The sequence below is a fragment of the Haloferax sp. Atlit-6N genome (assembly GCF_003383195.1).
In the GTDB taxonomy this organism is placed as follows: Archaea; Halobacteriota; Halobacteria; order Halobacteriales; family Haloferacaceae; genus Haloferax; species Haloferax gibbonsii.
In genome coordinates this window covers 307,876-333,481 of record NZ_QEQJ01000004.1, presented here as the reverse complement: position 1 = coordinate 333,481, position 25,606 = coordinate 307,876, and the positions used below count along the sequence as shown (strand labels likewise).

General features: G+C 68.6%; 27 protein-coding genes and 1 tRNA gene. 7 read left to right on the top strand and 21 right to left on the bottom strand.

Annotated elements, in window-relative coordinates; all coding sequences use genetic code 11:
• Nucleotides 1–37: 37 nt before the first annotated feature.
• Nucleotides 38–412 carry an SHOCT domain-containing protein gene (locus tag DEQ92_RS15675; protein WP_004976445.1) on the bottom strand — a complete coding sequence of 125 codons (375 nt, stop codon included), beginning with the start codon at nt 410–412 and terminating at the stop codon, nt 38–40.
• Between the two features lie 242 nt (nt 413–654).
• Here DEQ92_RS15675 and DEQ92_RS15670 point away from each other — a divergent pair, with 242 nt between their 5' ends.
• Nucleotides 655–2,763, top strand: coding sequence for a PAS domain-containing sensor histidine kinase (locus DEQ92_RS15670; protein WP_049905173.1), 2,109 nt, complete (start codon nt 655–657; stop codon nt 2,761–2,763).
• Nucleotides 2,764–2,779: 16 nt separating this feature from the next.
• Here the strand turns inward: DEQ92_RS15670 and DEQ92_RS15665 are convergent, their stop codons facing one another.
• Complete coding sequence (locus DEQ92_RS15665; protein ID WP_004976443.1) at nt 2,780–3,055, bottom strand: hypothetical protein; 276 nt, start codon at nt 3,053–3,055, stop codon at nt 2,780–2,782.
• A 44-nt stretch (nt 3,056–3,099) separates the two neighbouring features.
• On the bottom strand, nt 3,100–3,588 hold the full coding sequence (locus DEQ92_RS15660; RefSeq protein ID WP_004976442.1) for an Lrp/AsnC family transcriptional regulator: 489 nt from the start codon (nt 3,586–3,588) through the stop codon (nt 3,100–3,102).
• 202 nt (nt 3,589–3,790) lie between these two features.
• On the opposite strand from DEQ92_RS15660, the gene DEQ92_RS15655 reads away from it, so the two are divergent.
• Nucleotides 3,791–4,738 (top strand): DMT family transporter, encoded by a 948-nt coding sequence (locus DEQ92_RS15655; RefSeq protein ID WP_115805380.1) that lies wholly within the window; start codon nt 3,791–3,793, stop codon nt 4,736–4,738.
• 44 nt (nt 4,739–4,782) lie between these two features.
• Here the strand turns inward: DEQ92_RS15655 and DEQ92_RS15650 are convergent, their stop codons facing one another.
• The 4 genes from DEQ92_RS15650 to DEQ92_RS15635 form a co-directional block, all read right to left on the bottom strand.
• On the bottom strand, nt 4,783–5,703 hold the full coding sequence (locus DEQ92_RS15650; RefSeq protein ID WP_004976439.1) for a DMT family transporter: 921 nt from the start codon (nt 5,701–5,703) through the stop codon (nt 4,783–4,785).
• A gap of 318 nt (nt 5,704–6,021) precedes the next feature.
• On the bottom strand, nt 6,022–6,306 hold the full coding sequence (locus tag DEQ92_RS15645) for a DUF6360 family protein (RefSeq protein WP_004976438.1): 285 nt from the start codon (nt 6,304–6,306) through the stop codon (nt 6,022–6,024).
• 85 nt (nt 6,307–6,391) lie between these two features.
• Nucleotides 6,392–8,170, bottom strand: coding sequence for a nitrite/sulfite reductase (locus tag DEQ92_RS15640; protein WP_050459232.1), 1,779 nt, complete (start codon nt 8,168–8,170; stop codon nt 6,392–6,394).
• Between the two features lie 88 nt (nt 8,171–8,258).
• Complete coding sequence (locus DEQ92_RS15635) at nt 8,259–8,582, bottom strand: hypothetical protein (protein WP_004976436.1); 324 nt, start codon at nt 8,580–8,582, stop codon at nt 8,259–8,261.
• A gap of 304 nt (nt 8,583–8,886) precedes the next feature.
• On the opposite strand from DEQ92_RS15635, the gene DEQ92_RS23940 reads away from it, so the two are divergent.
• Nucleotides 8,887–9,057: a hypothetical protein gene (locus DEQ92_RS23940; protein ID WP_004976435.1), complete on the top strand. Its 171-nt coding sequence runs from the start codon at nt 8,887–8,889 to the stop codon at nt 9,055–9,057.
• Between the two features lie 191 nt (nt 9,058–9,248).
• Nucleotides 9,249–9,923: a hypothetical protein gene (locus tag DEQ92_RS15630; protein WP_004976434.1), complete on the top strand. Its 675-nt coding sequence runs from the start codon at nt 9,249–9,251 to the stop codon at nt 9,921–9,923.
• On the opposite strand, the gene DEQ92_RS15625 is transcribed toward DEQ92_RS15630, so the two are convergent.
• Nucleotides 9,911–11,155, bottom strand: a complete 1,245-nt coding sequence (locus DEQ92_RS15625; RefSeq protein ID WP_004976433.1) for a M20/M25/M40 family metallo-hydrolase — start codon at nt 11,153–11,155, stop codon at nt 9,911–9,913. The two genes, DEQ92_RS15630 and DEQ92_RS15625, sit on opposite strands and share 13 nt — an antisense overlap.
• 86 nt (nt 11,156–11,241) lie before the next feature.
• On the opposite strand from DEQ92_RS15625, the gene DEQ92_RS15620 reads away from it, so the two are divergent.
• Nucleotides 11,242–11,315, top strand: a tRNA-Lys gene (locus tag DEQ92_RS15620).
• Between the two features lie 78 nt (nt 11,316–11,393).
• Here DEQ92_RS15620 and DEQ92_RS23455 read toward each other — a convergent pair.
• Together DEQ92_RS23455 and pepF are read right to left on the bottom strand one after the other, a co-directional pair.
• Nucleotides 11,394–11,567, bottom strand: a complete 174-nt coding sequence (locus DEQ92_RS23455) for a hypothetical protein (RefSeq protein ID WP_158546588.1) — start codon at nt 11,565–11,567, stop codon at nt 11,394–11,396.
• Nucleotides 11,568–11,961: 394 nt separating this feature from the next.
• Complete coding sequence (pepF, locus tag DEQ92_RS15615; RefSeq protein ID WP_004976432.1) at nt 11,962–13,761, bottom strand: oligoendopeptidase F; 1,800 nt, start codon at nt 13,759–13,761, stop codon at nt 11,962–11,964.
• 378 nt (nt 13,762–14,139) lie between these two features.
• Here pepF and DEQ92_RS15610 point away from each other — a divergent pair, with 378 nt between their 5' ends.
• A complete protein-coding gene (locus DEQ92_RS15610) occupies nt 14,140–15,477 on the top strand; it encodes a M28 family metallopeptidase (protein ID WP_115821110.1) in 1,338 nt (445 codons plus the stop codon).
• A 9-nt stretch (nt 15,478–15,486) separates the two neighbouring features.
• Here DEQ92_RS15610 and DEQ92_RS15605 read toward each other — a convergent pair whose 3' ends face one another.
• From DEQ92_RS15605 to DEQ92_RS15560, 10 genes are all read right to left on the bottom strand, one after another.
• On the bottom strand, nt 15,487–15,810 hold the full coding sequence (locus DEQ92_RS15605) for a hypothetical protein (RefSeq protein WP_115821109.1): 324 nt from the start codon (nt 15,808–15,810) through the stop codon (nt 15,487–15,489).
• Between the two features lie 81 nt (nt 15,811–15,891).
• Nucleotides 15,892–16,539: an HAD family hydrolase gene (locus tag DEQ92_RS15600; protein ID WP_008096568.1), complete on the bottom strand. Its 648-nt coding sequence runs from the start codon at nt 16,537–16,539 to the stop codon at nt 15,892–15,894.
• 64 nt (nt 16,540–16,603) lie between these two features.
• Nucleotides 16,604–17,497, bottom strand: a complete 894-nt coding sequence (truA, locus tag DEQ92_RS15595; protein WP_115819760.1) for a tRNA pseudouridine(38-40) synthase TruA — start codon at nt 17,495–17,497, stop codon at nt 16,604–16,606.
• A 98-nt stretch (nt 17,498–17,595) separates the two neighbouring features.
• The gene (locus tag DEQ92_RS15590) at nt 17,596–18,042 is read right to left on the bottom strand and encodes a universal stress protein (RefSeq protein WP_008096566.1); all 447 of its coding nucleotides are present in this window, start codon (nt 18,040–18,042) and stop codon (nt 17,596–17,598) included.
• A gap of 117 nt (nt 18,043–18,159) precedes the next feature.
• Nucleotides 18,160–19,455 carry a histidine--tRNA ligase gene (gene hisS / locus DEQ92_RS15585; RefSeq protein WP_008096565.1) on the bottom strand — a complete coding sequence of 432 codons (1,296 nt, stop codon included), beginning with the start codon at nt 19,453–19,455 and terminating at the stop codon, nt 18,160–18,162.
• Between the two features lie 121 nt (nt 19,456–19,576).
• Nucleotides 19,577–20,482 (bottom strand): EamA family transporter, encoded by a 906-nt coding sequence (locus DEQ92_RS15580; RefSeq protein ID WP_004976423.1) that lies wholly within the window; start codon nt 20,480–20,482, stop codon nt 19,577–19,579.
• A gap of 74 nt (nt 20,483–20,556) precedes the next feature.
• The gene (locus DEQ92_RS15575; protein WP_115805375.1) at nt 20,557–21,147 is read right to left on the bottom strand and encodes an alpha hydrolase; all 591 of its coding nucleotides are present in this window, start codon (nt 21,145–21,147) and stop codon (nt 20,557–20,559) included.
• 3 nt (nt 21,148–21,150) lie between these two features.
• Nucleotides 21,151–21,516 (bottom strand): DNA-binding protein, encoded by a 366-nt coding sequence (locus tag DEQ92_RS15570; protein ID WP_004976420.1) that lies wholly within the window; start codon nt 21,514–21,516, stop codon nt 21,151–21,153.
• Between the two features lie 105 nt (nt 21,517–21,621).
• Nucleotides 21,622–22,077, bottom strand: a complete 456-nt coding sequence (locus tag DEQ92_RS15565; RefSeq protein ID WP_004976418.1) for a 30S ribosomal protein S19e — start codon at nt 22,075–22,077, stop codon at nt 21,622–21,624.
• 115 nt (nt 22,078–22,192) lie between these two features.
• Complete coding sequence (locus DEQ92_RS15560) at nt 22,193–23,221, bottom strand: lysylphosphatidylglycerol synthase transmembrane domain-containing protein (RefSeq protein WP_004976416.1); 1,029 nt, start codon at nt 23,219–23,221, stop codon at nt 22,193–22,195.
• Between the two features lie 166 nt (nt 23,222–23,387).
• Here DEQ92_RS15560 and thiL point away from each other — a divergent pair, with 166 nt between their 5' ends.
• A complete protein-coding gene (gene thiL, locus DEQ92_RS15555) occupies nt 23,388–24,278 on the top strand; it encodes a thiamine-phosphate kinase (protein ID WP_115805374.1) in 891 nt (296 codons plus the stop codon).
• A 27-nt stretch (nt 24,279–24,305) separates the two neighbouring features.
• Here the strand turns inward: thiL and DEQ92_RS15550 are convergent, their stop codons facing one another.
• Nucleotides 24,306–25,445 carry a site-2 protease family protein gene (locus DEQ92_RS15550; RefSeq protein ID WP_050459239.1) on the bottom strand — a complete coding sequence of 380 codons (1,140 nt, stop codon included), beginning with the start codon at nt 25,443–25,445 and terminating at the stop codon, nt 24,306–24,308.
• Between the last annotated feature and the right edge of the window lie 161 nt (nt 25,446–25,606).

The following is a 25,606-nucleotide window of genomic DNA, read 5'->3' as shown; positions in this document are numbered from 1 at the left end:
CGCCTGCAACGCGGCGACTGTCCCGAGTTTCGACGCGTCAGTCGCGTTCGAGTCGCTCGCGGCGGCGGTCGAACTCCTCGTCGTCGATGTCACCGCGGGCGTAGGCCCGGCGGAGTTCGTCGAGCGCGTCGTCGCTCCCGCCGCGCAGGGCGCGGAACAGGAGGACGCCGCCGCCGACGACGGCCGCGAGGACGAGCAGTTGGCCGAACAGTCCCATCCCCCACATCCACCACGGGACGGTCCCGCCGGTTCCGCCGTGCATCCACGTGTCGTGCATCCAGCCGCCGCCCCACCCCATCGGCATGCCGCCGCCGAGGCCGGCCATCCCGAAGAGGACGGGGAGCGCGAACAGCGCGGCCAGCGCGAGCAGGACGATGCCCGCGAGTCGCGTCGAGTCGTTTGTCGTCGTCATGGTGTTCACCGAGGCGGTGGTGTCCGCCCCACAGGTGTCAGTACGCGCTCCACGTTTAGGTCGATTGTCGCTTCGACGCTTCGGGTCCGACGGGGGATGAAGGTTCGATTTCGTCGGTTTCTCCTCGCCCGAACTTTGGAATCTTCGACGCGGGCGAGTCCGACGGTCGGTCGGACCGCGGCTCGTGATTCCGAACCGACAGCTGTCGGTTCATACTTGAACCTCGCTCTCTTCTCGCCGGTATGCCTGGTCGGTTGACTGTCCTCGTCGTCAGCGAGGACGCCGCCGTTCGCGAGCGTCTCGCGACCGAGCTCCCCGATTCGATCGGCGACGCGACGACCGACGTCCGCGTCTCGGCCGTCGACGACCTCGACGCGGTCCACGCGGAACTCGAACGCGCTCGTATCGACTGTCTCGTCGTCTCCACTGGGATCACGGACTCGGAGGGTCAGCCGCTCGTCTCGAAGCTGCGGGTCGACGGCGTTCCGCTCGTCTCGTTCGAGCGGCCCGCCCCCGACGAACACGACCTCGACAACCTCGGCCGCGTCGTCTACGACGCCGCCCGGAACACCGTCGGCTCGCTCGACCACCGCGCGCTCTTCGAGGCCGTCAACGTCGGTCTCGCGGTTCGAAACCTCGAAACGCTCGAACTCGTCGACATCAATCAGCACTACCTGGACATCCTCGGCGTCGGCCGCGCGGCGGTCATCGACACGAGTCCGACGCACGTGACCGCGGACCTCCCCGGCTACGACGACGAACGCGCCCTCGACGAGGTCGAGACCGCCCGCGAGGAGGGCGGGTCCGTCTTCACGTGGCCCATCGAGAACGCGTCGGGCGACACCGTCTGGATTCGCGTCAGCCTCACCGTCGCCGAGATATCGGGGCGGGACCGACTCATCTCGACGGTCGAGGACGTGACCGAAGAGCGCCGGCGCGAACGCGACCTCGAGGCGTTCAAGGGCGCGGTCGACGCCGTCGACGCCGGCGTCACCATCACCGAGAACGACCGGCACACGTACGTCAACGAGACCGCGGCCGACATCTGCGGCTACTCGGACCCCGAGTCGATGCTCGGGACGGGCTGGAATCACCTCCACGACGAGTCGGAGCTCGAACGGCTCAGAGAGACGATTCCGCCCGCGCTCGAAGCCGACGGCAAGTGGCAGGGCGAGGTGGCGATTCGCCGGCCCGACGACGAGCTCGTCCCGGTTCGGTTCTCCATCACGTCCCTCGAAGGCGACCGCAACGTCATCGTCTTCCAGAGCCTCTCCGAGCAGAAGGCGCGCGAGGACGAACTCGAACGGAGCCGTGACTTCCTCGAACGCACCCAGCGCATCTCGAAGGTCGGCGGCTGGGAGCTCGACCTCACGACCGACACGCTGGCGTGGACCGACCAGACCAAGCGCATCCACGAGGTGCCGCTCGACTACGAGCCGAACGTCGACGACGCCATCGAGTTCTACGCCGCCGAGGAGCGAGACCGGGTCCGCGAGCTGTTGGACCGCTGTCGGTCCGAGGGCATCCCGTGGGAAGACGAGTACCGACTGGTGACCGCGGAGGGGTCTGAGCTGTGGGTCCGCACCCGCGGCGAGCCCGTCATCCGCGACGGGCGCGTGGCGGCGCTCAGAGGGACGATTCAGGACGTGACCGCCCGCCGCACCCGCGAGCGCGAACTCGAACGGACGAACGCCGAACTGGAGGCGCTCAACCGAATCGTCCGCCACGACATCCGAAACGACATGGCCGTCGTCGTCGGCTGGGCGGAGCTACTCCGAGAACACGTCGACGGAGAGGGCGCGGACATCCTCTCGCGCATCCTCTCGACGGGTCGCCACACCATCGAGATAACCGAGGTCGCCCGCGACCTGATGGAGACGATGAGCGGCGGCGGCGTCGAGACGCGCCCGATGTCGCTCGTGAACGCCGTCGAGCGCGAACTCGCGGTCCGCCGCGAGGCGTTCCCGCACGCGACGTTCGAGGTCGACGGCGAGATACCCGACGTGGCGGTGCGCGCGAACCCGCTCATCGCGTCGGTGCTCGGTAACCTCTTCAACAACGCCGTCCAGCACAACGACGGCAGCACCGTCGTCACCGTCTCGGCGACCGTGGACGACGACGCCGACATGGCGGTCATCCGCATCGCCGACGACGGTTCGGGTATCCCCGACGCGCGGAAGTCGGTCGTCTTCGGGAAGGGCGAAAAGGGACTGGAGAGTACCGGCACCGGCCTCGGACTCTACCTCGTCCACCAACTGGTCGACTCGTTCGGCGGCGAGATTCACTTCGAGGACAACGAGCCGACCGGCACGGTCGTCGTCGTCTCGCTCCCGCTCGCGTCGGCGGACTGAGCCGACCGCGACGCTCTCAGACCGTGTCGGTCGGCTCGTGCGACTCGGCCATCTCGGTCGCGGCGGCCGCGTACGCCGCTCTCGTCTCCTCGTCGGAGACGCGGCCCAGTTCGTCCTCGGGCACGTCGACGGCGGCGTAGGTGTCGCGCACGTCGGACTCGAAACTCGTCAGCGAGCGCTCTTTGCGGTGGTAGCGCGTCCCGTCGGTGGTCGCGTACACGAGGATGATGATGTTCTGTTCGTCGTCCGAGTAGGTCCGTTCGACCAGCCACGTTCGCACGTCGTTCGACATGGTCGATAGTACGCGACGAACCGTGATACGTCCCCGGCCGATTCTCAGTCCTCGATGCCGAGCTCGTCGAGGAGCGTCTCCAGCGTGTAGCTCTGGAGCGCCCGGTGGCTGTCGCGCATCGCGGAGATGACGAACGTCGAGTTCGTCCGCTCGACCTCCGGCGTCGCCTCGAAGTCGCTGATGAGGCGCTCCACGCGGTCGGAGTCCGCGAGGTGGGCGACGACGATGAAGTCCGTCTCGCCCATGGTGAAGTAGAGCTGCGTGACGCCCTCTATCTCCAGCAGTTTGTTCCCGACTTCCTCGTACGACCCGCTGTAGTCCGCCAGCACCTCCACGACCACGGTGACGCCGAGTCCGAACGCCTCTAGGTCGATGTCGTAGAGGTCGTTCTCGATGACGCCGTCGTCCTTCAGGTTGTTCAGGCGGTAGTGGATGGTCGACACAGGGATGTCTGTCGCTTCGTGTAGCTTCTCGGGACTGCCCGTCCCGAGGTCCGCGATGGCCTTCAACAGGCGCACGTCGCGTTCGTCCATACCCTCTCGTTGCGGTCGGTGACGTAAGTCCTTGTTCTGTCCGCCGTTTTCGCCACCTCTCTCGAGCTCTCGAATCATCACGAATTATAGAAACTTTAGAACAGCAAAACCACGAATCGTTCCTCTAAAATTCAATTCAAACCCAATCTCTTGTAGAAGGATTTAACAAGATGTGTCTCTGAGAACTGAAACAGATTCGACCATGACGCGAACCACTTGGAGAAACATTCCGACGACGCCCCTGCTTTTCGTCGCGCTCGCGGCGATGTGGGGCACCTCGTTCGTCGCCATCGAGGTCGGCTTGGAGTTCTTCCCGACGCTCTCTTTCGCCGCGCTCCGCTACGAACTCGCGGGGCTCGTGATGCTGGTGTACGCCTGCTACTCCACCGACCGCTGGCGACCCGAGACCAGAGACGAACTGCTCGCGACGGCCATCGGCGCGGTGTTCATCATCGCCGCCTACCACGGCCTGCTCTACCTCGGACAGGAACACGTCCCCGGCGCGGTGGCCTCTATCATCATCAGCCTCTCGCCCATCCTGACTGCGGTCTTCGCCTCGGCCATCCTCACCGAGGGGTCACTGGGGAAGACCGGGACGCTCGGCCTGTTCGCCGGTTTCGCCGGTGCCGTGCTCGTCGCCGACCCGGTCTCGGCGTTCTCGGGGTCCTCCGGGTCGGCGCAGGGACTCGGCATCGTCCTCATCTTCCTCGCGGCGGTGTCGTTCGCCCTCGGTGCGGTCCTCACCCGCCCGCTCCGGAGCGACCTCCCGGTCCAGTCGATGCAGGCGTGGTCGATGCTCGGTGGCGGTGTCCTGCTTCACGGCTGGGCACTCGTCCGCGGCGAGTCGCTTTCGACCATCGAGTTCGCCCCCGCCGGCATCGCGTCGTTCCTCTACCTGACGCTCGTCTCCGGCGCGGTGGCGTTCCTCCTCTACTTCGAACTCTTAGACCGCCTCGGGCCGACCGAACTCAACCTCATCGGCTACGTCGAGCCCGTGGTCGCGGCGCTCATGAGCTGGGCGCTCCTCGGACACGTCATCGACACGACGGCGCTCGTCGGCTTCGGAGCCATCTTCTTCGGCTTCGCGGCGATGAAAAAGGAGACGCTGGTGTCGGTCGCCGTCGCGGTCCGGCGGCGGGTCGCGGCCTGAAATCGGTCCGCGTTTCGAGTTCTGTTCTATGCTGTTCTCTTCGCTTATTCAGCTTCCGCGGGGACGCTTCCCCGCAGGCCGACCACCCGGGCCACGCTGTCGCGCTGGACCAAGATGAACCCCGAGAGGATGACCCCGAAGCCGAGGACGGTCGCCGGCGAGACGGACTCACCGAGGAACGCCCAGCCGGTGACGGTGGCGACGACAGGCATCGCGTAGGCGACGAGGTTGCCGCGGACCGGGCCGGCCTCCGCGAGGAGCGCGAAGTAGACCGGGTAGGCCGCGGCGGTCGCGGGCATGCCGACGTAGAGAATCGCGGCGACGAGTTCCGGCGACCACGCGACCTGCGCGATTGATTCGCCGAGACCGAGGCTGGCGGCGTGGATGCCGACGGCGGCGGCCGCCATCGCCCACGCGGTCTGCGGGAGCGTTCCGATAGAGGGGCCAACGCGCTTGAGCAGCACAGTCCCGAAGGCGACCGACAGCGCCGAACAGACGATGAGCGCCTGTCCGACGCTCCCGCCGCCGAGGACGCTCTCGGGGCCGACGATGACGACGACGCCGACGAGTCCGAGCAGGATGCCGGCGGCGTCGACCGCGGAGATGCGCGCGTCGTCGAGGAGCAAGACGGCGAACACCGGGGAGGCCACGGGCATGATGCTGTACATGACGGCCGCCGCGCCCGTCGTCGCGTGCTGCTGGCCGAGGAACAGGAACACGTTGTTCGCCCCGAGGACGAACGCGGCGCTGGCGAGGATGCCGAGCGCGTCCGCGCGGGTCCGCGGGAGCCAGTAGCCGCCGCGGACGGCGACGAGCGTCAGGAGGACGACGGCGGCGACGTCGACGCGGAAGGCCGCAAAGAGCACCGGCGGGACCGAGCCGATGGCGGCCTTGATGCCGACGAAGGAGGTGCCGAACAGCACCGCGGCCGCGACGAAGAGGACGAGGGTCCGGTGACGGCTCACGCCACCACCCCCCGCGCTGTGGCCGGCGTTCGATTCGCCGGGTGGGCGCGGGAGGTGGAGTGCGGTCGACGCTCGGTGCGTGGACGGCGTAAGGGCGTCGTCTGTATCACAACACATCCTGCGACTTCCGAAGGCATATGTCTAACGATTGGGCTTGTTGCAACACAATTCGAGCATTCGAGACACAGATTCACACGATTCGTTGACTAAATCGGGATAGAAGTTCTCATGGGTGGTGTTGCCACGAACCGTCGGGCTCGCGCGGGCGGTCGCGCCGCTCGGGGCGTCGAACGGTCGTCGAAAATCGGGGGGCCGCGGTCAGTCGCGCTGTTCGGCTTCGACGCGGTCGGCGTGCTTTTCGAGGTCGGCCGCGAGGGTTCGAGCCTCCTCGGGCGACAGCGTCAGTTTGTCGGCGTGCGGCGGGAGCGCGTCGAGCTGCGTCCAGTCGAGTTCGAGTTCGAGGGTAATCTCGTCGGGGTGCTTCCGCGGCGAGGTGACGTTGCACACCGCGAACGCCGACTCCTCGAAGTCGTGACCCGTCGCCGACGCGTCGACGAGGTCCAGCGTCGTGTAGGCGTTGACCTTCAGGATTCGGTCTGGCATCTGTGATTGAGTATCGGCGTCGTCGTAAATAGGTAGCGCGGCGGCGAGTCGTCACCGACGCGGATCGGTCCCGAGACGGGCCCGCTCAGTCGTCGCTCGTGATGGGCGTGCCGTCACCGTGGGTCGGCGCGGGACTCGCGTCCATCGAGTCGTCTTCCGCGTAGGGGTACCACGTGCGCTTCGTGTTGTGCATCATCGGGTCCTCGTAGCTGGTCTCTTCGGGTTCGACCAGTTCGGCGAGGTCTTCCTCGTCCGTCCGGGCGACGAACTCGCGGAACGTCTCGTCGCCCTCGCGGCGCGCTTCGAAGTTCGCGAGCAGGTTCTTGATGGCACCCGGCACCTCGTCGACGGGGACGCGCTGGGTGACCCACTCGGCGAAGTTGGGGTTCTCGCCGAGACCGCCGCCGAGACCGATGTCGAGCGCCTCGACCGGCTCGCCGTCCTTGCGGGTCTTCATGCCCCGGAGGCTGATGTCCGCAATCTGCGGCTGGGCGCAGGAGGCCGTACAGCCCGAGAGGTGGATGTGGAAGTCCTCGACGCCCGCGGGGAGTTCGACGTTCTCCTTGAGCCAGCGGGCGTAGCGGACCTGCCGGTTCTTCGTCTCCACGATGGAGAGCGAACAGAACTCGGTGCCCGTACAGGCGATAGAGCCGCGCATGAACGGGTGCGGGTCGGGCGAGTAGTGGTCGAGGAGTTCCTCGTCCTGCAGCGCGTCGAGCTTCTCTTCGGGCACGTCGGTGATGATGACGTTCTGGCGCTGCGTGACGCGAACCTCGCCGGAGCCGTACTCGTCGGCGACGCGGGCGAGCTCTTTCGTCTCGTCGACGCCCATGCGGCCGACGAGGACGTTGAGCCCGACGTAGTAGTTGCCGTCGGCCTGCTCGTGGATGCCGACGTGGTCGGCGTGGCCGCCGTTGGCGTAGCCGGAGTTGTAGGAGTACTCCGAGCGCAGGTCTTCGCCGGCGGTCTCCAGTTCGAAGTCGACGAACTCCTCCTGGAGGACGTTGCGGAACTTCTCCGCGCCCCACTCGTCCATCAGGAACTTGATGCGGGCGTTGTAGCGGTTGTCGCGGTCGCCGTTCTCGCGGAACAGCGCGGAGATGGCTCCCGAGACCTCGGCGGCCTGCTCGGGCGTCACGAACACGTCGATGTCGCGGGCGAGCCGCGGCTCGTTCCGCGAGAGGCCGCCGCCGATGCGGATGTTGAAGCCCTTCGTCTCCTCGCCGTCTATCTCCTTGGTCGCGGGTTCGAGCGCGAGGTCGTTGATGTCGCCCTGTCCGCAGCCCTCGCGGCAGCCGGTGATGGAGACCTTCCACTTCCGCGGGAGGTTCGAGTGGTCGTCGTTGCCTTTGAACGTCTCGTTGAGCTCCATCGCGACGGGGAGCGCGTCGACGTGCTCGTGTTTGTCCTTGCCGGCGACGGGGCAGCCGACGATGTTCCGCCACGAGTCACCGCAGGCCTGCTGCGTCGAGAGACCGACCGATTCGAGCTTCTCGAAGATTTCCGGGATGTCCTCCAGTTTGATCCAGTGGAGCTGAATCGACTGGCGGGTCGTCCAGTCGACGTAGCCGTTGCCGAAGATGGGGTTCTCGGCCGGGCCGCGGGCGTACTCGTCGGCGACTTCCGCGACGACTTCGGTCTGGCCGGGCGTCAGCACGCCGTTCGGCGTCCCGATGCGCATCATGAAGTAGCTCTCTTGGCCGTTGCGCTGGTGGTACAGGCCCCACCATTTGAAGCGCTCGAACCAGGCGTCTCGCTCGTCTTCCGGGATGGTGTCCCAGCCCTGCTCGGCGAATTCGAGCAGGTGCTCTCGTATCTCGTTACCGTAGACCTCCGACTTCCAGCGTTCGACGTCCGTGGGCATTCGTATGAATGTCCATATACGTGCCCACGTAAGGCCCCGAGCGTACCGTCAACCCTTCCCGGTGCTGCCCAAAAGCGGAGAATGTTGCCTATTCGTCGTCGTCGCCGCGTCGAACCGGGAGGACAACCCGCTCGCGGTCGATATCGACGAATTCGCCCTCGCGGAGCCTCCCGACCGGAACCCAGCCGGGCACGCCCGCGTGGCCGCAGGCGATGCACTGGCCGTACACCTTCGCGGAGACGGTTCTGCCGTCCGCGCCGACGTCGAGGACGTTCTCGACGACGAAGTCGGGAAGCTCGCACCCACAGAATGACGGGTCGTCGAGCCGCCAGAGTTCGCTCACGCTCACTTCTCTGGCGTCGTTCACGGAGACCCACGCCCCGTCGTCGAGGACGCGTAGGGAGACGCTCATACCTCACCCTCCGCGCTCCGGCTACCTATGCGGGGCGGCGCCCGCAATCCCCGCGGGGGAGCGCGACGCGCGTTCCGGCGGTCGTTCCGGCGTAGTCGTGCGATTGTGGCCGAAATCGGCCGTCAGAGGTAGGGGCAACCCGTTCCGGTAGCCGGGAGTGGGGGTACACATTACAGGTGCGGATTCCCTTATGCGGGTCCGCCCGGTACGTGGTGGTGATGAGTGACCACCGCACCGCCGTCCGACAACACGCCTCCGCCGACGTCGCCCCAGAGCTGTTCGAACCGTCACGGGAGGGCGACGCATGACCGGCGAGGCAGAACTCGAACCCGAACGCGACCGCGAGGCCGACGCCGAGGTCGAGTCGTCGACTGAGGTAGACGAAGAAGACCCCACGGCTCACCTCAAAGACCTCGAAGACGGTGCGGGCTGTACCGAAATCTGGTCGCACCTCTCGGAGTCCCGCGAGGAGTAACCGCCCGTCGACCGGCCGCTGACCATCTACCGCCCGCCCGTAATCGGTCGGCGTCGGCGTATCCCCGCCCCGGCCGTCCCTCGTTTGCCGGCCTCCAGCCGCTCGCCCGTGTGCCGCCCAGCGACCGGTCGCGCGCGAATCTCGCCTCTCGGGGGGACGTTTTTAAGCCAGAACGCGTTACCGATTCGTAGATGACGAACGACGAACGCCGACGAACGACTGAGGTCCCGGCCGACCGACGGGAACCGGTCGGTGAACCGGTCGTCCGCGGCGACCCCGCCGTCACGGGCGACCGCGCCCGCGAGGCCGTCGGCTTCGACCCCACCGACCCCGACAGCCTCGCCGAGGCCGCCAGAACGGTCCGCTCGTTTTCGGAGTCCACCGCCGGCGACGACGACCACGTGTTCATGCTCCGCGGCGCGGCCGCCTGCGCCGCGCTCGTCCGCGGCGTCGGCTCCTACAAGCGCGCCGCCGAGCGCGCCGGCGGCGACGTGTCCGTCTCCTTCATCCGCAAGTGGGCCCGCGTCCACGACCTCCCGCAGTCGGTCCGCCGGCACGTCGCCCGCGGTAGAATCGCTCCCACGGCCGCAAAGCACATCGCCCGCGTCTCCGGCGACGCCAGACTCCACCTCGCGTGGGCCACGCTCGACGCCGGGTTGACCGTCCGCGAGGTCCGTCGCCTCGCCAGCGAGGTCAACGACGGCACGCCCGTCGTGGACGCGCTCTCGGCCCACGGCGTCGATATCGGCACGCTCGAGGTGACGCTCCCGGCCGACGTCTACCTCGAACTCCGCCGCCGCGCCTCGCTCGAAGACGCCGCCCCCGGCGACGTGGTCGCGGACGCCCTCGACGACTACCTCGACTGAAGAAAGCGCGTCGCCGTCTCCCGAATCACGTCCCGCGCGACCCCGACTTCTTCCCACTCGACGGTCTCGTCAGGGAAGTGCGCCTGGTCGATGTCGCCCGGTCCGAACAGCACCGTCGGGATGCCCGCTTCGACGTAGTGCCGCGAGTCCGCCCCGTAGGTCACGCCGACCGGTTCGTCGTCGCGGCCGTCCGCCCGCAGCGCCCCGCGCAACGACTCCACGACCGGTTCGTCGGCGTCGATTTCGGCCGGCTCGAACTGCACCGAAAAGCGCTCGAACACCGGCGGGTGCGCCGAGAGCCATTCGTCGTCGGCGACGACGCGCGCCAGCCGTTCCTCGAATGCGGCTTCGACCTCGGCGACCGTCTCGCCCGGCGCGACGCCGAGTCGCCACTCCGCGGTGAGCGTCCCCGCGACGCTCGACGCCCACGTCCCCGCCTCGACGCGGCCGACGCAGACGGGCCACGGAATCGGGTAGTCGAAAAGCGGGTGGGTGACCGCGTCGGTCCGCTCCGATTCGAGGTCGAAGAACGCTCCGCGAATCGCCTCGAACTTCTCGATGACGTCCACTCCGCGCCAGCGCGAGGCCGCGTGCGCCGTCCGCCCGGTCAGGCGGAGTCGCTTCATGACCGAGCCCTCGGTGGCGACGACCGGCTTGAGCCGCGTCGGTTCGGCGACGAGCGCGGCGTCTCGCTCGAACGGGTAGGGGGTGTCGAGCGCGGCCGCCGCGGCCCCGATGCCGCCTTCCTCCTCGCCGACGACGCTCTCGACGACCACTCGCCCGTCGAGGTCGAGGTCGCCCGCCTCGACGGCGTCTCGGAGGTCGAGCGCGGCGAAGACGCACGCCGCGAGCCCCGCTTTCATGTCGGCCGCGCCGCGGGCGCTGACGGTGCCCGCGTCGTCGTCCCAGTCGGGTAAAAACGGGTCGTGGGTCCACAGTTCCCTGTCGGCGGGCACCACGTCGACGTGGCCGTTGAGGACGAGCGTCCGGCCCGCGTCGGGGTCGCCGAACTCGAACGCGCCGGCGACGCTCGGGCGGTTCGCCGCGTCGATGTCGTCGGGGTCGTCGGGAAACGACGGGTGTTCGGCCAGGCGCGCCGGGTCGGCGGTCCACTCGTAGGTGTCGAAGCCGAAGTCGTGTAGCCGGTTTTTGACCCACTGCTGGGCCGGGGCCTCGGCGCGGGCGACGCTCTCGAACCGGAGCAGGGTGTCCGCGAAGTCGCGCAGGTCCATATTATGGGGGACGGCAACAGGGTACAAAGCAGGCGGGGGCTGTGAAAATAAACGCTTATCAGTATCCCCATTTAAAGAAACTCCGAGGGCTGGTAGCTCAGTTAGGCAGAGCGTCTGGCTTTTAACCAGACGGTCGGGGGTTCAAGTCCCTCCCAGCCCGTTTCTGCGACGAACTTCGTGCGGAGTGCAACGGCTCTGGAGTCGTCGAATCTGGTGGCGAGTCGCGCGGAACGTAAAGCTACGCTTCGCCGTCCTCACCGGTCGCGTCGTCTTCTCGCTGCCTGATTTCCGCCTCCACCGGCGGCTCGAGACTGATGAGCTCGTAGAACTCCCCGTCTTTTCGAAAGCCGAGCACCACCTCGTCGACCCCCGTCGCCTCGTCCAAAGTTAGCGTTAGATACTCTTCTGCCACGTCTGGTAGCCCCCCGAAACGTGTTACTCATCCAACCACACAAATGTTCTGGCAGACGCACGGTTCCGTGCGAAATTCGGACACGGCCGATAACCGTCACTCCGTGTTCATGCGAGAATCCTCGGAACTCGCGAATGGGACGTGCAGTTCGCCCACACTGCTGACGCGTCCCCGCGCGGGCGACACTGTGCGCTCACGTCGTCGGCGCAGTCGGTCGCAGTCCGGAAGCGGCGAACATCCTCCGTCCCGTGGCAGCCGCCGACGGGTGGCAGGGGGCGACCGAGCGCCCGAAGACGTTCGCGACGGCACCGGCGAGTCCGACGTCCGCACCGACAGCGCGTCCGGGCAGGCCACGCTCGCTCAGGTCGGTTGCGGCCGCCCGCGGCTCTTGGGGTTATTCGAGGTCGAGGAGCGTCGCGGCCTCGTCGAGGAACTCCGCGTAGACCGACATCGCGTCCTCGATGGGTTCGGGCTCGGTCATGTCGACGCCGGCGGTTCGGAGCACGTCGAGTGGGTACTCGCTGCCGCCGAGCGCGAGCGCCTCGCGGTAGTCCGCAGCGGCGGACTCGCCCTCCTCGCGGATGCGCTCGACGATGGCCGCCGCCGCGGAGATACCCGTCGCGTACTGGTAGACGTAGTAGTTGTAGTAGAAGTGCGGAATACGCATCCACTCGCGGGCGATGCGGTCGTCGGTCGCCGCGGGCTCGTAGTACGCCGCCTTCAGGTCGCCGTACAGCTCGTCGAAGCGGTCGGGCGTGAGCGCGCCGTCGTCCTCGATTATCTCGTGAATCTGGAGCTCGAAGTCGGCGAACATCGTCTGGCGGAACAGCGTCGAGCGGAACCGTTCGAGGTACTCGTCGAGGACGTGCGTCCGGAGTTCGTCGTCGTCGACGTTCTCCAGGAGGTACTCGGTCAGGAGCGTCTCGTTGACCGTGGAGGCGACCTCGGCGGTGAAAATCTCGTAGCTCGCGTCGTGCCACGGCTGGGCGTCGTTGGCGAGTTCGGAGTGCATCGAGTGACCCAGTTCGTGGGCGAGCGTGAACATCGACGCCGCGTCGTCCTGGTAGTTCATCATGATGAACGGCTGGGTGTCGTAGGTGCCCGCGGAGTACGCCCCGGAGCGCTTGCCGCGGTTCTCGTACACGTCGACCCAGCGGTCTTCGAGCCCCTCGGCCATCCGTTCTTGATACGCCTCGCCGAGCGGTTCGACGGCCTCGACGATGTACTCCTTCGCCTGCTCGTACGGAATCTCGGGGCCGTGGTCGCCGGTGAGAGACACGTACAGGTCCCACATCCGGAGTTCGTCCGCGCCGATGGCCTCGCGCTTCAACTCGGCGTGGCGGTGGAGGTGCCCGAGGTTGTCGCGGACGGTGTCGAGCAGGTTGTCGTACACCTCGACCGGGACGTTGGGGCCGTCGAGGGCGGCCTCGCGGGCGGTCTCGTAGTCGCGGATGCGCGCGGTCTTCACGTCCTTCTTGACGCTGTTTTTCAGCGAGGTACCGACGGCGTTGCGCACGTCGGCCCAGCGGTCGTAGAACTCCTCGTGGACGGTCCGGCGGAACTCGCGGTCGGGGTGCTTCTGGAGCTTCGTGAAGTTGCCCTGCGTGATTTCGACCGACGTCCCGTCGGGCTTTTCGACGGTCGGGAACTCGAGGTCGGCGTTGGCCAGCATGGAGTAGATGTCGCTGGACGCGCCGGTCACGTCAGAGAGGTCGGCGAGTACCTCTTCGACCTCCGCGGAGCGGGTGTGTTCTTTCGTCCGGAGCACGTCGTCGAAGTAGTGCTCGTAGGCGTCGAGTTCGGGTTCTTCCTCGACGAACTCGGCGACGCCGTCGCGGCCGAGTTCCTGCAGTTCGGGGTCGAGGTAGCTGACCGCGCTGCGGGCCTTCGACGCCAGCGCCTCGGCGCGGCCGGCCTGCGCCTGGTACTCCTGGTTCCGGGTGTCCTGGCTGCTGCGGAGGTTCGCGTAGGAGACGACCATCGACACCTCGCGGAGCACCGACTCCATCGTCTCGAGGAGTTCGAGGAGGGTCTCGGGGTCCTCGGTGGCGCGGCCCTCGTAGCTCGCCAGCTCGGGAACGCGCTCTGCGACGTCCTCGTACGCCGCCTCCCACTCCTCGTCGGAGGCGTAGATGCTGTCGAGGTCCCACTTGTACTCCTCGTCGATGTCGCTCCGCTCGGGAACCGAACTCATGTCGGGTGATTCGACGCACGCGCGGGTGGTAAGCCTTATCAATCGACGGGCGAAGCGGGGTCGAGGAGGGCGGTCGCGTCGCGGTTAGTGTCGGGTCGCTCTCGCTTCTCGGACCTGCGAGCCGTCCCGGACTAAATCCTCGCAGTGCGGACAGACGCGGGGGGCGTCCATGCCCTCCGGGGCGAACACCCTGACGTAGCCTTCCGTGACGAAAGAATTGCAGTTCTGACATGTAGGCATGGCGGTCGTGCGTACCACGTCAACTGAGTTAGATGTTATGGGCGATTTTCGCCAGCCGACACCGGAATCGGATGCGAGGCTCGCCCGGCGAGTTCCGGCGGCGCAAACCACTTTGACCGGCGGGCGTGTGGAAGCCCCATGGACGACCTCTCCCCCGCAGTCCGCGAGGCGTTCGCCCGGACGTGGGTCGACGACCGCCCGTGGGCGTTCCTCACCGACCTGACCGCCATCGGCGACCGGATGGCCGGCGGGCCGGGCGACCGTCGCGCGAGCACGCTCGTCGCCGACGCTTTCACCGACGCGGGCGTCGAGCGCGTCGAGTTCGACCCCTTCGAGATGGCCCGGTGGAGTCGCGGCGACACGGCACTCGACCTCACCGCGCCCGACGAGCGGCGCTTCGAGGCCGTCGCGCTCCCGTACGCCCCGCCGGCGGCCGTCTCCGGCCCGCTCGTGGATGTCGGCTACGGCACGCCCAGCGAAATCGACGCCGCCGACGTGGACGGCGCGCTCGCCGTCGCCAGCACGACGACCCCCGCCGGCGGCCGGTTCGTCCACCGGATGGAGAAGTTCAACTACGCAATCGACGCCGGTGCGGTCGGCTTCGTCTTCGTCAACCACGTCCCCGGGCAACTCCCGCCGACCGGGGCGCTCCGCTACGACGAGGAGGCCGCCGCCCCCGCGGTCGGCGTGAGCGCCGAAACCGGGTCGTGGCTGACCGACTACGCGGCCCGCGGCGGCGAGGCGACCCTCGCCGTCGACGCCGAAACGACGCTCGGCGAGAGCCGGAACGTCGAGGGTCGCGTCGGCCCCGACACCGACCGCGAACTCATCTTGTGCGCCCACTTCGACGCCCACGACATCGCCGAGGGCGCGCTCGACAACGGCTGCGGCATCGCGGTCGTCGTCACCGCGGCGCGGCTCCTCGCCGAGATGGACCTCGACCTCGGCGTCCGCGTCGTCGGCGTCGGCGCGGAAGAACTCGGGCTGACCGGCTCCGAACACCTCGCCGACCGCCTCGACCTCGACCGCGTCGCCGCCGTCGTCAACGTCGACGGTGCGGGGCGGTTCCGCGACCTCGTCGCCCACAGCCACACCTCCGAGGCGACCGCCGAGGTGGCCACCCGGGTCGGGAACGAGACGCGCCACCCGGTCGAAATCGAACCCGAGCCGCACCCCTTCAGCGACCAGTGGCCGTTCGTCCGCGCCGGCGTCCCGGCGCTCCAACTCAGGAGCGAAAGCGGCGAGCGCGGCCGCGGGTGGGGCCACACCCACGCCGACACCCGCGACAAGGTCGACGACAGAAACGTCCGCGAACACGGGATGCTGACCGCGGTCGTCGTCCGCGAACTCGCGGCGGCGGCCGCCGACGGGGAGATTCAGCGGCTCGACGACGACGAACTCGCCGCGGCGTTCCGCGACGCCGACTTCGAGACGGGGATGAAGGCCGCGGGTATCTGGCCCGACGGCTGGGAGTGAGAACCGCGGTCAGTCGCCTGCGGACGGGTCGGAGCCTCCGTCGCGGTCGACGCCCGAGTCGTCGCGCCCGTTTGCCTCGCCGTCGACGACTTCGACCGTCAGGTCCGCGGCCGACAGCGCGCTTTTCGTCGCGGCCTCGACGACCATCCCGGCCCCGATGACGACGTAGTACATCCCGTAGACGAACGTCGGGACGGCGACGAGGAGGTAGAGCGCGAGGCCGGCGATGCCCGTCGTGCTGGCGAGGAAGCCGCCGACGGCGTTGCCGACGCCGATGATAAACAGGCCGAAGACGATGCGGAGGGTGGCGTCCCACGCGGCGGACCGGTCCATGCCTGAGCCGACGGCGAGCCGCGTGATGTGTCTACTGGTCGATACGCGGCGCGGACCCGCGGGAAGTCAGTCTCCCGCGCGTCAGCACACCGCGAGGAGTTCGTCCAGCGAGTCGAGTTCGTAGGTCGGTTCGGCGGCTAACTGGTAGCCGTCGCGGTGGGGTCGGCGGATGAACGCCGAGTCGATGCCGGCGCGGTCGGCCGCGACCACGTCGACGTTGCTGTCGCCGACGTAGAGCGCCGAGCCGACGCCGAGTTCGCCCATCGCGCGCTCGATGTAGTGGGGGTCCGGCTTCTTCACCCGAGCGCCCTCGACGGTCGGGTCGCGGCCGTAGGCCACCTCGAAGCGGTCGTCGATGTCGAACACGTCGAGGATGTGTTCGATGGTCGCGTGCTGGTTGTTGCTCACGACCGCCAGCGGGTGGTCGATGTCGTCGAGGGCGACCACGTCGTCGTACAGCGGCTTCGTCCCGTTTTCCAGACACGCCCGCTGGGTCGCCGCGGCGTGACTCTCGTGGTGCGACCAGAAGTCGTCGACCGGCACGTCGTGGACCGCACAGATGCGGCGCAGGCGCGTGAGTCCGCCGTTGATGACGCCGTCGACCGTCTCGGTCGTCGGCTCGACGTCGAACTCGGCGAACGCCCGTCTGACCGCCTCCCGTTGGACTTCGAGGAGCGTCGGCTTCGTCAGCACGCCGTCGTTGTCGAAGATGACAGCGTCGTAGCACATGGTCGGGGTTTCGCACCCGGGCCAGGATAACGTTACTATGTGCGACCCCAACCGCTCCGGAGAGCTATTGACTCCTTGCGTCTCCGCGGCTCCTCCCGACGCCGCCGTTTTCGCCGGCGGCGTCGGCGTTCCCGTCGCTGAGGTCGCCCGCCCGCTCGACCCCGTTGCGGATGCGCGAGCCGACGCGCCAGCCGATGCGGTCCGCGAGGGCCTGTTCGCCGAAAGCCGCGGCGGTGCTCTCGGCGGCCATCGAGTCCACGTCGAACTCGACGTTCGGGTAGTCGACCGCCGTGAGAAGCAGGGGGGTCGGCGGCGCGGCCGGGACGCCCTCGGGGCCAGCGAGGTGGCTGGGACCGAGCACGTCGTCCACCTTCGACGGCGGGGCCGCGCCCGACCCCACGGCGCGGACGAGCGAGACGAGTCTGCGGACGAGTTCGCGGGCGAAGCCGCCGGCCTCGACGCGGACGAGGAGGAAGTCGCCGTCGCGGGTCAGGTCGCCGTCGATGGCCCGGGCCGTCCCGTGGGCGTCGGGGGTGAGGTTGTGGAAGTCGTGTTCGCCGCGGCAGGCGTCGAAGGCGTCTCGCGCCCGGTCGTCGTCGAATCCGTCGCTCGGGGCGTGGAGGTCGTAGACGTACTCGCGGCGGGTCGGTCGGTGCCGGGCGTGGAAGTCGTCGGGGGCGTCGGCGTCGGCCCACGCTCGGACCGTTCCCGGTAGCTCCGAGTTCAGCGCCCGCGGCGTACACCAGTCGGGACACTCGAATGCGACGGTCTGGGCGAGCGCGGAGACGCCGGCGTCGGTCCGCCCGGCGGCGGCGTAGTCGGTCGGCTCCTCGTCGTCGTCGCAGACGCCGAGCGCGCGGCAGGCGTCGAAGAGGGCGTCTTCGACGGTCGGCACGTCCGGCTGTCGCTGGAACCCGTGGTACGGGCGTCCGTCGTAGGCGACGCGGAAGGCGCGCATGCCGGCTGCTTTCCCGGCGGACTACTTAACCGACTCCACCCGGTTCGACGGCTCCGACCCCGCGGTCATCCTGCGGTCGCCGCGCGCTCATCCGCGAGTCACTCCTCTTCGACCGGGGAGTCCTCGCTTCGGATGGTGAGCACCGGCACGTCGGCCATCCGGAGCACGCGCTCCGTGACGCTCCCGAGCAGGTAGCGCTCGATGCCCCGGCGGCCGTGGGTCCCCATCACGATGAGGTCCGCGTCGACCTCCTCGGCGTACCGGAGAATCGCCCGGTGCGGCGAGCCGTGTTCGACGGCCGTGACGACCTCGACGCCGACCGGTTCGGCCGCCTCCACGGCTTCGGAGACGATGCGCTCGCCTTCCTCCTCGTAGGCGCGGACGAGGCCGCCGGCGTCGAGTTGGGTCGCATGGAGGACGCGTTCGTCGACGACGTAGAGTGCGTACACCGTCGCGTCCGCCGTCGCGGCGAGGTCGATGGCGCGGTCGAGCGCCTCGTCGGCGGGGGCGCTCCCGTCGAGCGGGACGAGAATCCTGTCGTACATGTCACTCGTCTGTACGACGGGCGGGAACAAAAGGGCGTGCGCCGGTTCCGGGGCGCGGGAACGCGGCGGGAGTCTGCCGGTACGAGGACCGGGTTTCCCGGTGCGAGCCGGCGTTCGCTACTCGTAGTCCTCGTAGGTCGGCGCGTCGCGGTCGCCGGGGAAGTCGTCGACGGGGACGGTGGTCTGGTCGCCGCTCGCCATGTCCTTGACCGTCACCTCGCCGTTTTCGAGGTCGCGTTCACCGACGATGACGACCGTGTCGGCGTTGACGGAGTCGGCGTAGGACATCTGCGCGCCGAAGCTCCGGCCGGACACGTCGACCTCGACGACGTTGCCCGCGGTGCGGAGGTCGCGGGCGATGTCGGAGGCGACCGCGCGGGTGTCGCCGACGGTGAGGAGGTAGTAGTCGGTCGCCAGTTCCTCCTCGGGCCAGACGCCGGCGCGCTGGCAGAGCAGTTGGAGCGTCGCGCCGCCGATGCCGACGCCGACGGCGGGGGTCGGCTGGCCGCCGAACGACTCGATGAGGTCGTCGTAGCGGCCGCCGCCGAAGGTCGCCCGCGACACGTCGCCCGTGGAGTCGAAGCACTCGAAGACGACGCCGGTGTAGTAGTCCAGCCCGCGGGCGGTCGAAAGCGACACCTCGCAGAACTCGCCCGCGCCGAAGTCGTCGGCGGCGGCGAGGACGTTCCGGAGGTTCTCGACCGCGGCTTCGACGTCGTCGCCGCCGAATTCGGCGATTTCGTCGAGGTCGCCGCGCTCGATGAGGTCGGCGAACTCGCCGGCCTGGTCGTACGAGAGCCCGGCGTCCGAAAGCAGGCCGAGGTACTCTTCGCGTTCGACCTTCTCGGACTTGTCGACGGCGCGGACCGCGTCGGCCACGTCCACGTCGGCGTCGAACGACCGAAGCAGGCCGCCGAGGATGTCGCGGTGGGAGACGCGGAACTCGAAGTCGTCGGCGGTGAGGCCGAGGTCGGTCAGCGCGTCGGCGCAAAAGGCCAGAATCTCGGCGTCGGCCTCCGGCTCCGAGGAGCCGAAGATGTCGGCGTTGGTCTGGTAGAACTCGCGGAAACGGCCCTGTTGGACCTGTTCGTAGCGCCAGAAGGGTCGCGTCGAGACCCACTTGATGGGCTTCGACAGCGCCTGCTGTTTGGCGACGACCATCCGGGCAACCGTCGGCGTCAGCTCGGGCGTGAGGGTGACCTCGCGGCCGCCCTTGTCCTCGAAGGCGTACAGCTCCTCGACGATTTCTTCGCCGGACTTGTCGACGTACATCTGGGTCCGTTCGAGGTGGGGCGTCCCGATTTCGCGGAAGCCGTAGCGGGCGGCGGCGGTCTCGACGGTGTCGACGACCTCGCGCCGGGCCGACATCTCGCCGGGATAGAAGTCACGAAATCCCTTGAGTCGGTCGTACATGCGCGTTGGTTGGCGAAGGTCGCGCTTGAAACCTGTTGTTCGGGTCGGCGGGCGGTCGTCTGTTCGCTGTCGGTTCGCCGTCGAGTCGCCGGCGCGGCGCGGTTCGTCGGGCCGCGCCCGACTACCCGACCAGCGCCGCGAGCGCCGAGAGGTCGCCGAGGGCGATGAGCGAGACGCCCGCGACCGCGAGGACGGCCGCGGCGAGGCGGAGCCCGAACTGGGACTCCTTGAGGACGACCCCGCCGAGGACGACGGCGACGATGGCCTGCGTGTTGACGATGGGGGAGGCGATGCTCGCCGGTACCAGTCCGAAGGCGGTCGAGGTGACGTGCTCGCCGACGGCGACCAGCGCGCCCGCCGCGACGAACTTCGGAACGTCGCCGCGAACGCTCGTCCAGTTGCGGGCCGCGACGGGCAGAACGGCGAGCGCCGCGCCGGTGAACAGCACCGGGACGAACACGCTCGTCGGGATGCCGAGTTCCTGCAGGGCGACGCGCTTTCCCACGTCGCTGGCGGCGTAACAGGCCGCGCTCGCCAGCGCGAGTTGGGCGGGCCGCGAGCGGACCGCGCGCCGCAGCGGGTCGAGGAACGCCCCGCCCTCGTAGTTCGCCACGTAGACGGCGACGGTGGCGACCGCGACGCCGAGGACCTGTAACCCGGTCAGAAACTGGTTCAGAAACAGGATTTCGATGGGGAGGACGAACACCGGGACGAGCTTGTTGATGGGCGCGACGTAGGACACGTCGCCGGCGGCGAGCGCGTCGACGAACAGGATGAACGCGACGCCGACCAGAACGGCCGTGCCGGCGACGATCAGCACGCCGGTCGCGCCGAGTTCGGCCAGCGAGGGCACGGCCGCGGGGTCGTACGTCACCGCCGTGACCGGGAGGTACAGGAGGACGGCGAAGGCGTTGACGACGACCGTGATGACCGCGCCGGAGTACCCCGGAAAGTACCGCTTCAGGGCGAAGATGTAGACGCCCCAGACGAACGCGGCGAGAACGGAGTAGGCGATGCCGGGGTCCATGATTCATCCGGCGCGCGGCGGGGTGAAAAACGACGCGATACGGAGCGAGCCGGCGAGTCCCGGCCGGGGCGTCCTCAGCGCCGACCGTGGACGTAGCTCTGGATGTGGTCCGGGAACACCTCGTCGACCGCCGCCTGCCCGTGCTCGGCGGCGATGAGTCGGCGGAGTTCGCCCTCGTAGTCGGCCTTCGGAATCTCCTCGGACGGACCGGTTTCCACGTCGAGATGCGACTCCACGAGGCGGTCGACCGCACCGCGGCCGAAGCCCGAAAGCGGCGAGAGATAATCGACGCCGTGGCGGTCTTCGAGGCTCTGGGCCTGCGCCCGGGAGATGGACGGGACGCGGTCGTCGCGGCGGGTGCCGTCGGCGACGGCGTCGAAATCGAGGCCGCAGACCGCTTCGAGAGCGTGTTCGTGGACGCGCTGGATGCCGCCGCGGGGGTAACCGTCTTCGACCATGCGGGCGGTGGCCTGCGCCGCGACCTCGCGGTCGAGTTCCAGCGTCTCGAAGGCGTAGCCGAGTTCGGCCGCCGCGTCGCGGGCGTGCGTCCAGTCTTCCGTGACCCCGAAGTGGGCGGTCACGAGCGTCACGTTGTAGAAGGTATCGAGAAGCAGCGCGGCGAGCGAGGAGTCCTTGCCGCCGCTGTAGAGGAGCGCGAGTTCCACGTGTTACCGGCGTCGGATGTTGAAGCTCTTCGACTCGGGCTGCAGCTCTTTCAGGAGCGCCTTCATCTTGTCGTCGTCGATGCGGCCCTGGATGCGTCCGCTCTGGGCGAGGGCGACAATTTGGCGCTCGACCTGCTCTGCGAAGTCCGGCTTGGACATCTGCACCGCGTTGAGGCGCTGGCGGGCCTCGTCGGTCAGGTGCTGTTTGAGAAGCGCCTGTTTCTGCTGTTCGGCGCGCTGTTGGGCGGCCTCCTCGGCCTGCTGTTGCTCGGCGGAGCCCTGTCCGCCGCCGCCCCGCTGTTCTTGGAGTTCCTGCATCTTCTTCTTTCGAAGCTCCTCCAGTCGCTCATCGTCGGGACTGCCACTCATACCCTAGCGCACGGTCCGATGTCTGAAAACCATTACGGACCCGCATACAGACGGCTCTCGGGGAATCCGCCGTCGAAGAAGAACTCTCGGTGTGTGTCGGCGGCTCTACGCGTAGCGTTCGAGTTCCGGACGGTCGAGGTCGGAGAGCACGTCGGACGCGGCGTTGTCGAGGAAGCTCGTCCCCTCGGCGGTGATGCGGCGACCCTCGCCCTTGGCGGTCTCGACGAGGCCTTCCTCTTCGAGCTGCTGGAGGAGCGTGCGGATGATGTTCTTGCTGCCGGCGTCGCTGTGCGCACCGGAGACGCTGTAGCGGTTGGAGCCGCGCTTGAGGCCGCCGTACTCGGTGGAGAGGCGGTCGACACCGACGGGGCCGTTCATGGCGACCTTGCGGAGCAGGCTCGCGCCGCGGACGAACCAGAAGTTGTCCTGCTGGGGCGGGAGTTCGCGGGTCTGGCCGCTCTTCGCGAAGGCCATCCAGTCGGGTTGCTCGATACGGTCCTCGAGTCGTCCGGCGACCTCTTCGATGAGGGCGTCCGCCGGGACGTCATAGATGGTTACCATGGCTATTGGTTCATAATCGCGGCGTTTAAAGGCATCGTATTCGCCCGATACGGGCGGTTGGAGGCTCCTGCGCCCCGACCGGCGTCTGCCGGGCCGACAGCCCGCGTCCGCGCCGTCAGGACCGCCACCCGCGCGCGCTCTCCGTGCTCATCACGAGGCCGCCGAGGACGACGGGCACCCAGTAGACGAACCCCCGGAAGACGACGACGCCCGCGGTCGCCACGTCGAACGAGACGGCGGAGCTCGCGGCGGCGACGAGGATGGCGAGCGTCCACTCGATGCCGCCCGCGCCGCCGGGGAGCGGCGTGACGCCGGCTATCGCCCCGATGGGGACGACGAACAGCGCGATGGAGAAGGCGATGGGCGCGCCGATGGCGTGAAACGCCACCCAGAGCGCGACCATCTGGCAGAACCAGCCGAACCCCGACAGGCCGAGGGCGACCGCCAGCCCCCGCGGGTTCCGGCCGACGCGTTCGATAGAGCGGAAGAAGCCGTTGATGCGGCGCTCGATGCCGTCGTTCGTGGGCACCGACACCCGCGGGACGTATCGCGCGATGGTTCGGATGAACGGCGTCAGGGCACCGATGAGCCGGCGTTCGAGACCGTAGCGGCGCTTCCACGCGGTGTAGACGGCCGCCGGAACGCCGACGGCGAGGGCGATGACGGCGACGAGCGCGATTTCGAGGTTGCGGCCGAGCGTCACTTCGGTGGCGTAGTAGCCCGCGCCGATGAGCGCGATGGTGATCGAGGGGACGAAGTTGATGGTGTCGACGCTGGCGATGGCGGCCAGTCCGGTCTCGTACTCGGTGTCGGCGCTCCGGGAGATGAGGAGCGCCGTCACGGGCTCGCCGCCCGCCTGTCCGAACGGGGTGATGTTGTTCGAGAACGTCGCGCCCGTGAAGATGAGAAACGAGCGGACGGTCGAGACGTTCACGCCGAGCACGCCGAGGACGGTCTTCAGCGACGCGCCCCACGCGACGAGCCAGACGAGCGTGATGGCGAGGATGGCGACCAGATAGGTCGGCTCGGCCATCGTCACCCTGTCGACGAGTTCGTCCACACCCGCGAAGTAGAACAGGACGGCGAAGACGACGACCGCCGCTGCGAAACCGAGCACCGTCGCGCGGAGGTTCTCGCGGGCCATTTGCTGGGGATGCGTCTACGACGGGCATTAAGTCACCGGATTCGACGGCCGAGAAACAGGTCTCGCGTCGCCGCCGTCGCGGATTCGGTCGTGCTCCCCCGGTCGGCGACACCGCCGCTCACTTTCGGATAGATGGACATTTCCGCTCCGCCCGACACGTCCGCATATGGACGAGCGCGCCGCCCTCAGACTGCTCGCCGCGGACCTGCCGGACGCCGGCGACGACGCCGCCGTCGTCGACGACCTCGTCGTCACGACCGACATGCTCCACGAGACGACGGACTTCCCCGCGGGGACGACCCGCTACACCGCCGGCTGGCGCGCCGTCGGCGCGTCCCTCTCTGACGTGGCCGCGATGGGCGCGAGCGCCACCTGCGCCGTCGCCGCCTACGCCGCCGTCGAACTCGACGAGACGGAGCTCGGCGACTTCGTCCGGGGCGCGCGGGACGTGTGCGAGGCGGTCGGCGCGGCGTACGTCGGCGGCGACCTCGACACCCACCGGGAGTTCACGACGGCGACGACGGCCATCGGCCGCACCGACGACCCGGTCCGCCGCTCGGGCGCGGAGCCGGGCGACCTGCTCTGCGTCACGGGCGAACTCGGCAGGTCTGCCGCCGCAGTCCGCCTGTTCGAGGCGGGCGAGACCGACCGCGCCAACGACCTCTTTCGGTTCACGCCCCGCGTCGCCGCCGGCATCGCCCTCCGCGGGTCGGCCACGGCGATGATGGACTCGAGCGACGGCCTCGCCCGCTCGGTCCACCAGCTCGCGGAGGCCAGCGACTGCGGCTTCGAACTCGACTTCGACGCGCTCCCGGTCCACGACGGCGTCGCCGAGGTGGCGACCGATTCCGACGACAGACGCGACCTCGCGGCGTTCTTCGGCGAGGACTTCGAACTCGTGTTCACGCTCCCCGAGTCGGCGCTCGCGGACGCCCGAGCCGCGACTGACGTGCCGCTCACGGTCGTCGGGAGCGTCGTCGAGGAATCCGCCGAGGCCGCCGTCGTCGCCGACGGCGAGCCCGTACCGGACCGCGGTTACACCCACGGCGACGGATAGCGTCGCCGTTTTCTCCGCCGTCGCGCCTCAGCCCGGAATGACCTGCACCGGCACGAGAAGGAAACACGCCGCACCGAGGGCGAACGTGAACAGGCCGACGGCCATCCGTGCCGGTCCGAGCGGCGTCTCGTCTATCGGTTTCGCCGGGCCGTTGTAGGCGATGAACGTCGACATCAGTCCCCAGAAGAACCACAGGCCGACGGACTGGTTGAGGCCGAGGCCGCGAACGTAGTGGAGGTAGCCGGCGATGCCGAACAGGACGAGCGGCACGGCCGCCGCGAGCGACTCCTGGCGCTCGCCGAGCATCGCCCGGACCATGTGGCCCCCGTCGAGTTGGCCGACGGGGAGCAGGTTGAGGACGGTGAAGAACATCCCGACCCAGCCGCCGATGACGACCGGGTGGACGACGGTCCGGGGGTCGGCGTACTCCGTCGGCCGACCGAGCACGGTCGCGATGGCGTCGAGGAGCGGCGGATTGTTGAACACGATGACGTCGCCCGACCCCGCGAGGACCCGGCTCGGGACGGTCATCGGTTCGAGCGAGAGGCCGATGACGGTGACGACGACGGTCGCCGCGAGCCCGGCGAGCGGGCCGGCGACGCCGATGTCGAACAGCGTTTTCCGGTCGGGCATCTGGCCGCGCATGCGGATGATGGCACCGAGCGTGCCGAACGGGAAGATAAACGGGATGAGGTAGGGCAGCGAGACGTTGACGCCGTGGTACCGGCCGACCGCGTAGTGGCCGAGTTCGTGGACCGAGAGGACGCCGAGCACGGCGGCGGTGAACGGCCACGCCCGAAGCAACACGAGCGGGTTCGCGACGATGTCGGACAGGGGGATGTAGTACCACGCGTACGCGCCGACGAAAAGCGTCGAGAGGACCGTCAGCGCGAACAGCGTGATGTTCTTCCACGGGATGCCCTCGACGCCCTGCGAGGCCGGTTCGACGATGACCACGTCAGTCTGTCCGAGGTCGCCGACCTGCGCCTGCACGTCGTAGCCGGCCCCCCGGAACGACGGCCAGATTTCGCGGACGAGCATCTGCTCGGGGACGAGCGACTCGCCGTAGTAGATTCGTCGGCGACCGTCTGACCGCACTTCGTGAACGTCGAAGACGGCGCGAAGTGCTTCCACCGGCGGTCCGTCCGCCGATTCGGGCTGCTCCATCGACGGCAGGTAGGCGCGGGACGTTGATAAACCCCGTGACGGTCCCGTCTCTGAGCCGACGGCGGCGATCGAGACGGCTCTCGCTCCGGGCGTCTGCGACCAACTTGAGAATCCGGAGCGTCGGCGAAAACGTGCGGTCGTCGCCGCGGAGCGGGCGGGCC

Excerpts from the sequence above, each read along its gene's own strand:
- DEQ92_RS15590 (WP_008096566.1), bottom strand. The coding sequence starts at position 18,042 with ATGTACGACAGGATTCTCGTCCCGCTCGACGGGAGCGCCCCCGCCGAC.
- DEQ92_RS15670 (WP_049905173.1), top strand. The coding sequence starts at position 655 with ATGCCTGGTCGGTTGACTGTCCTCGTCGTCAGCGAGGACGCCGCCGTT.
- DEQ92_RS15665 (WP_004976443.1), bottom strand. The coding sequence starts at position 3,055 with ATGTCGAACGACGTGCGAACGTGGCTGGTCGAACGGACCTACTCGGAC.
- DEQ92_RS15635 (WP_004976436.1), bottom strand. The coding sequence starts at position 8,582 with ATGAGCGTCTCCCTACGCGTCCTCGACGACGGGGCGTGGGTCTCCGTG.
- truA (WP_115819760.1), bottom strand. The coding sequence starts at position 17,497 with ATGCGCGCCTTCCGCGTCGCCTACGACGGACGCCCGTACCACGGGTTC.
- DEQ92_RS15655 (WP_115805380.1), top strand. The coding sequence starts at position 3,791 with ATGACGCGAACCACTTGGAGAAACATTCCGACGACGCCCCTGCTTTTC.
- DEQ92_RS15645 (WP_004976438.1), bottom strand. The coding sequence starts at position 6,306 with ATGCCAGACCGAATCCTGAAGGTCAACGCCTACACGACGCTGGACCTC.
- DEQ92_RS15570 (WP_004976420.1), bottom strand. The coding sequence starts at position 21,516 with ATGAGTGGCAGTCCCGACGATGAGCGACTGGAGGAGCTTCGAAAGAAG.
- DEQ92_RS15610 (WP_115821110.1), top strand. The coding sequence starts at position 14,140 with ATGGACGACCTCTCCCCCGCAGTCCGCGAGGCGTTCGCCCGGACGTGG.
- DEQ92_RS15640 (WP_050459232.1), bottom strand. The coding sequence starts at position 8,170 with ATGCCCACGGACGTCGAACGCTGGAAGTCGGAGGTCTACGGTAACGAG.
- DEQ92_RS15660 (WP_004976442.1), bottom strand. The coding sequence starts at position 3,588 with ATGGACGAACGCGACGTGCGCCTGTTGAAGGCCATCGCGGACCTCGGG.
- DEQ92_RS15560 (WP_004976416.1), bottom strand. The coding sequence starts at position 23,221 with ATGGCCCGCGAGAACCTCCGCGCGACGGTGCTCGGTTTCGCAGCGGCG.
- DEQ92_RS15605 (WP_115821109.1), bottom strand. The coding sequence starts at position 15,810 with ATGGACCGGTCCGCCGCGTGGGACGCCACCCTCCGCATCGTCTTCGGC.
- thiL (WP_115805374.1), top strand. The coding sequence starts at position 23,388 with ATGGACGAGCGCGCCGCCCTCAGACTGCTCGCCGCGGACCTGCCGGAC.
- DEQ92_RS15630 (WP_004976434.1), top strand. The coding sequence starts at position 9,249 with ATGACGAACGACGAACGCCGACGAACGACTGAGGTCCCGGCCGACCGA.
- pepF (WP_004976432.1), bottom strand. The coding sequence starts at position 13,761 with ATGAGTTCGGTTCCCGAGCGGAGCGACATCGACGAGGAGTACAAGTGG.
- DEQ92_RS15550 (WP_050459239.1), bottom strand. The coding sequence starts at position 25,445 with ATGGAGCAGCCCGAATCGGCGGACGGACCGCCGGTGGAAGCACTTCGC.
- DEQ92_RS15625 (WP_004976433.1), bottom strand. The coding sequence starts at position 11,155 with ATGGACCTGCGCGACTTCGCGGACACCCTGCTCCGGTTCGAGAGCGTC.
- DEQ92_RS23940 (WP_004976435.1), top strand. The coding sequence starts at position 8,887 with ATGACCGGCGAGGCAGAACTCGAACCCGAACGCGACCGCGAGGCCGAC.
- DEQ92_RS15600 (WP_008096568.1), bottom strand. The coding sequence starts at position 16,539 with ATGTGCTACGACGCTGTCATCTTCGACAACGACGGCGTGCTGACGAAG.
- hisS (WP_008096565.1), bottom strand. The coding sequence starts at position 19,455 with ATGTACGACCGACTCAAGGGATTTCGTGACTTCTATCCCGGCGAGATG.
- DEQ92_RS15580 (WP_004976423.1), bottom strand. The coding sequence starts at position 20,482 with ATGGACCCCGGCATCGCCTACTCCGTTCTCGCCGCGTTCGTCTGGGGC.
- DEQ92_RS15675 (WP_004976445.1), bottom strand. The coding sequence starts at position 412 with ATGACGACGACAAACGACTCGACGCGACTCGCGGGCATCGTCCTGCTC.
- DEQ92_RS15565 (WP_004976418.1), bottom strand. The coding sequence starts at position 22,077 with ATGGTAACCATCTATGACGTCCCGGCGGACGCCCTCATCGAAGAGGTC.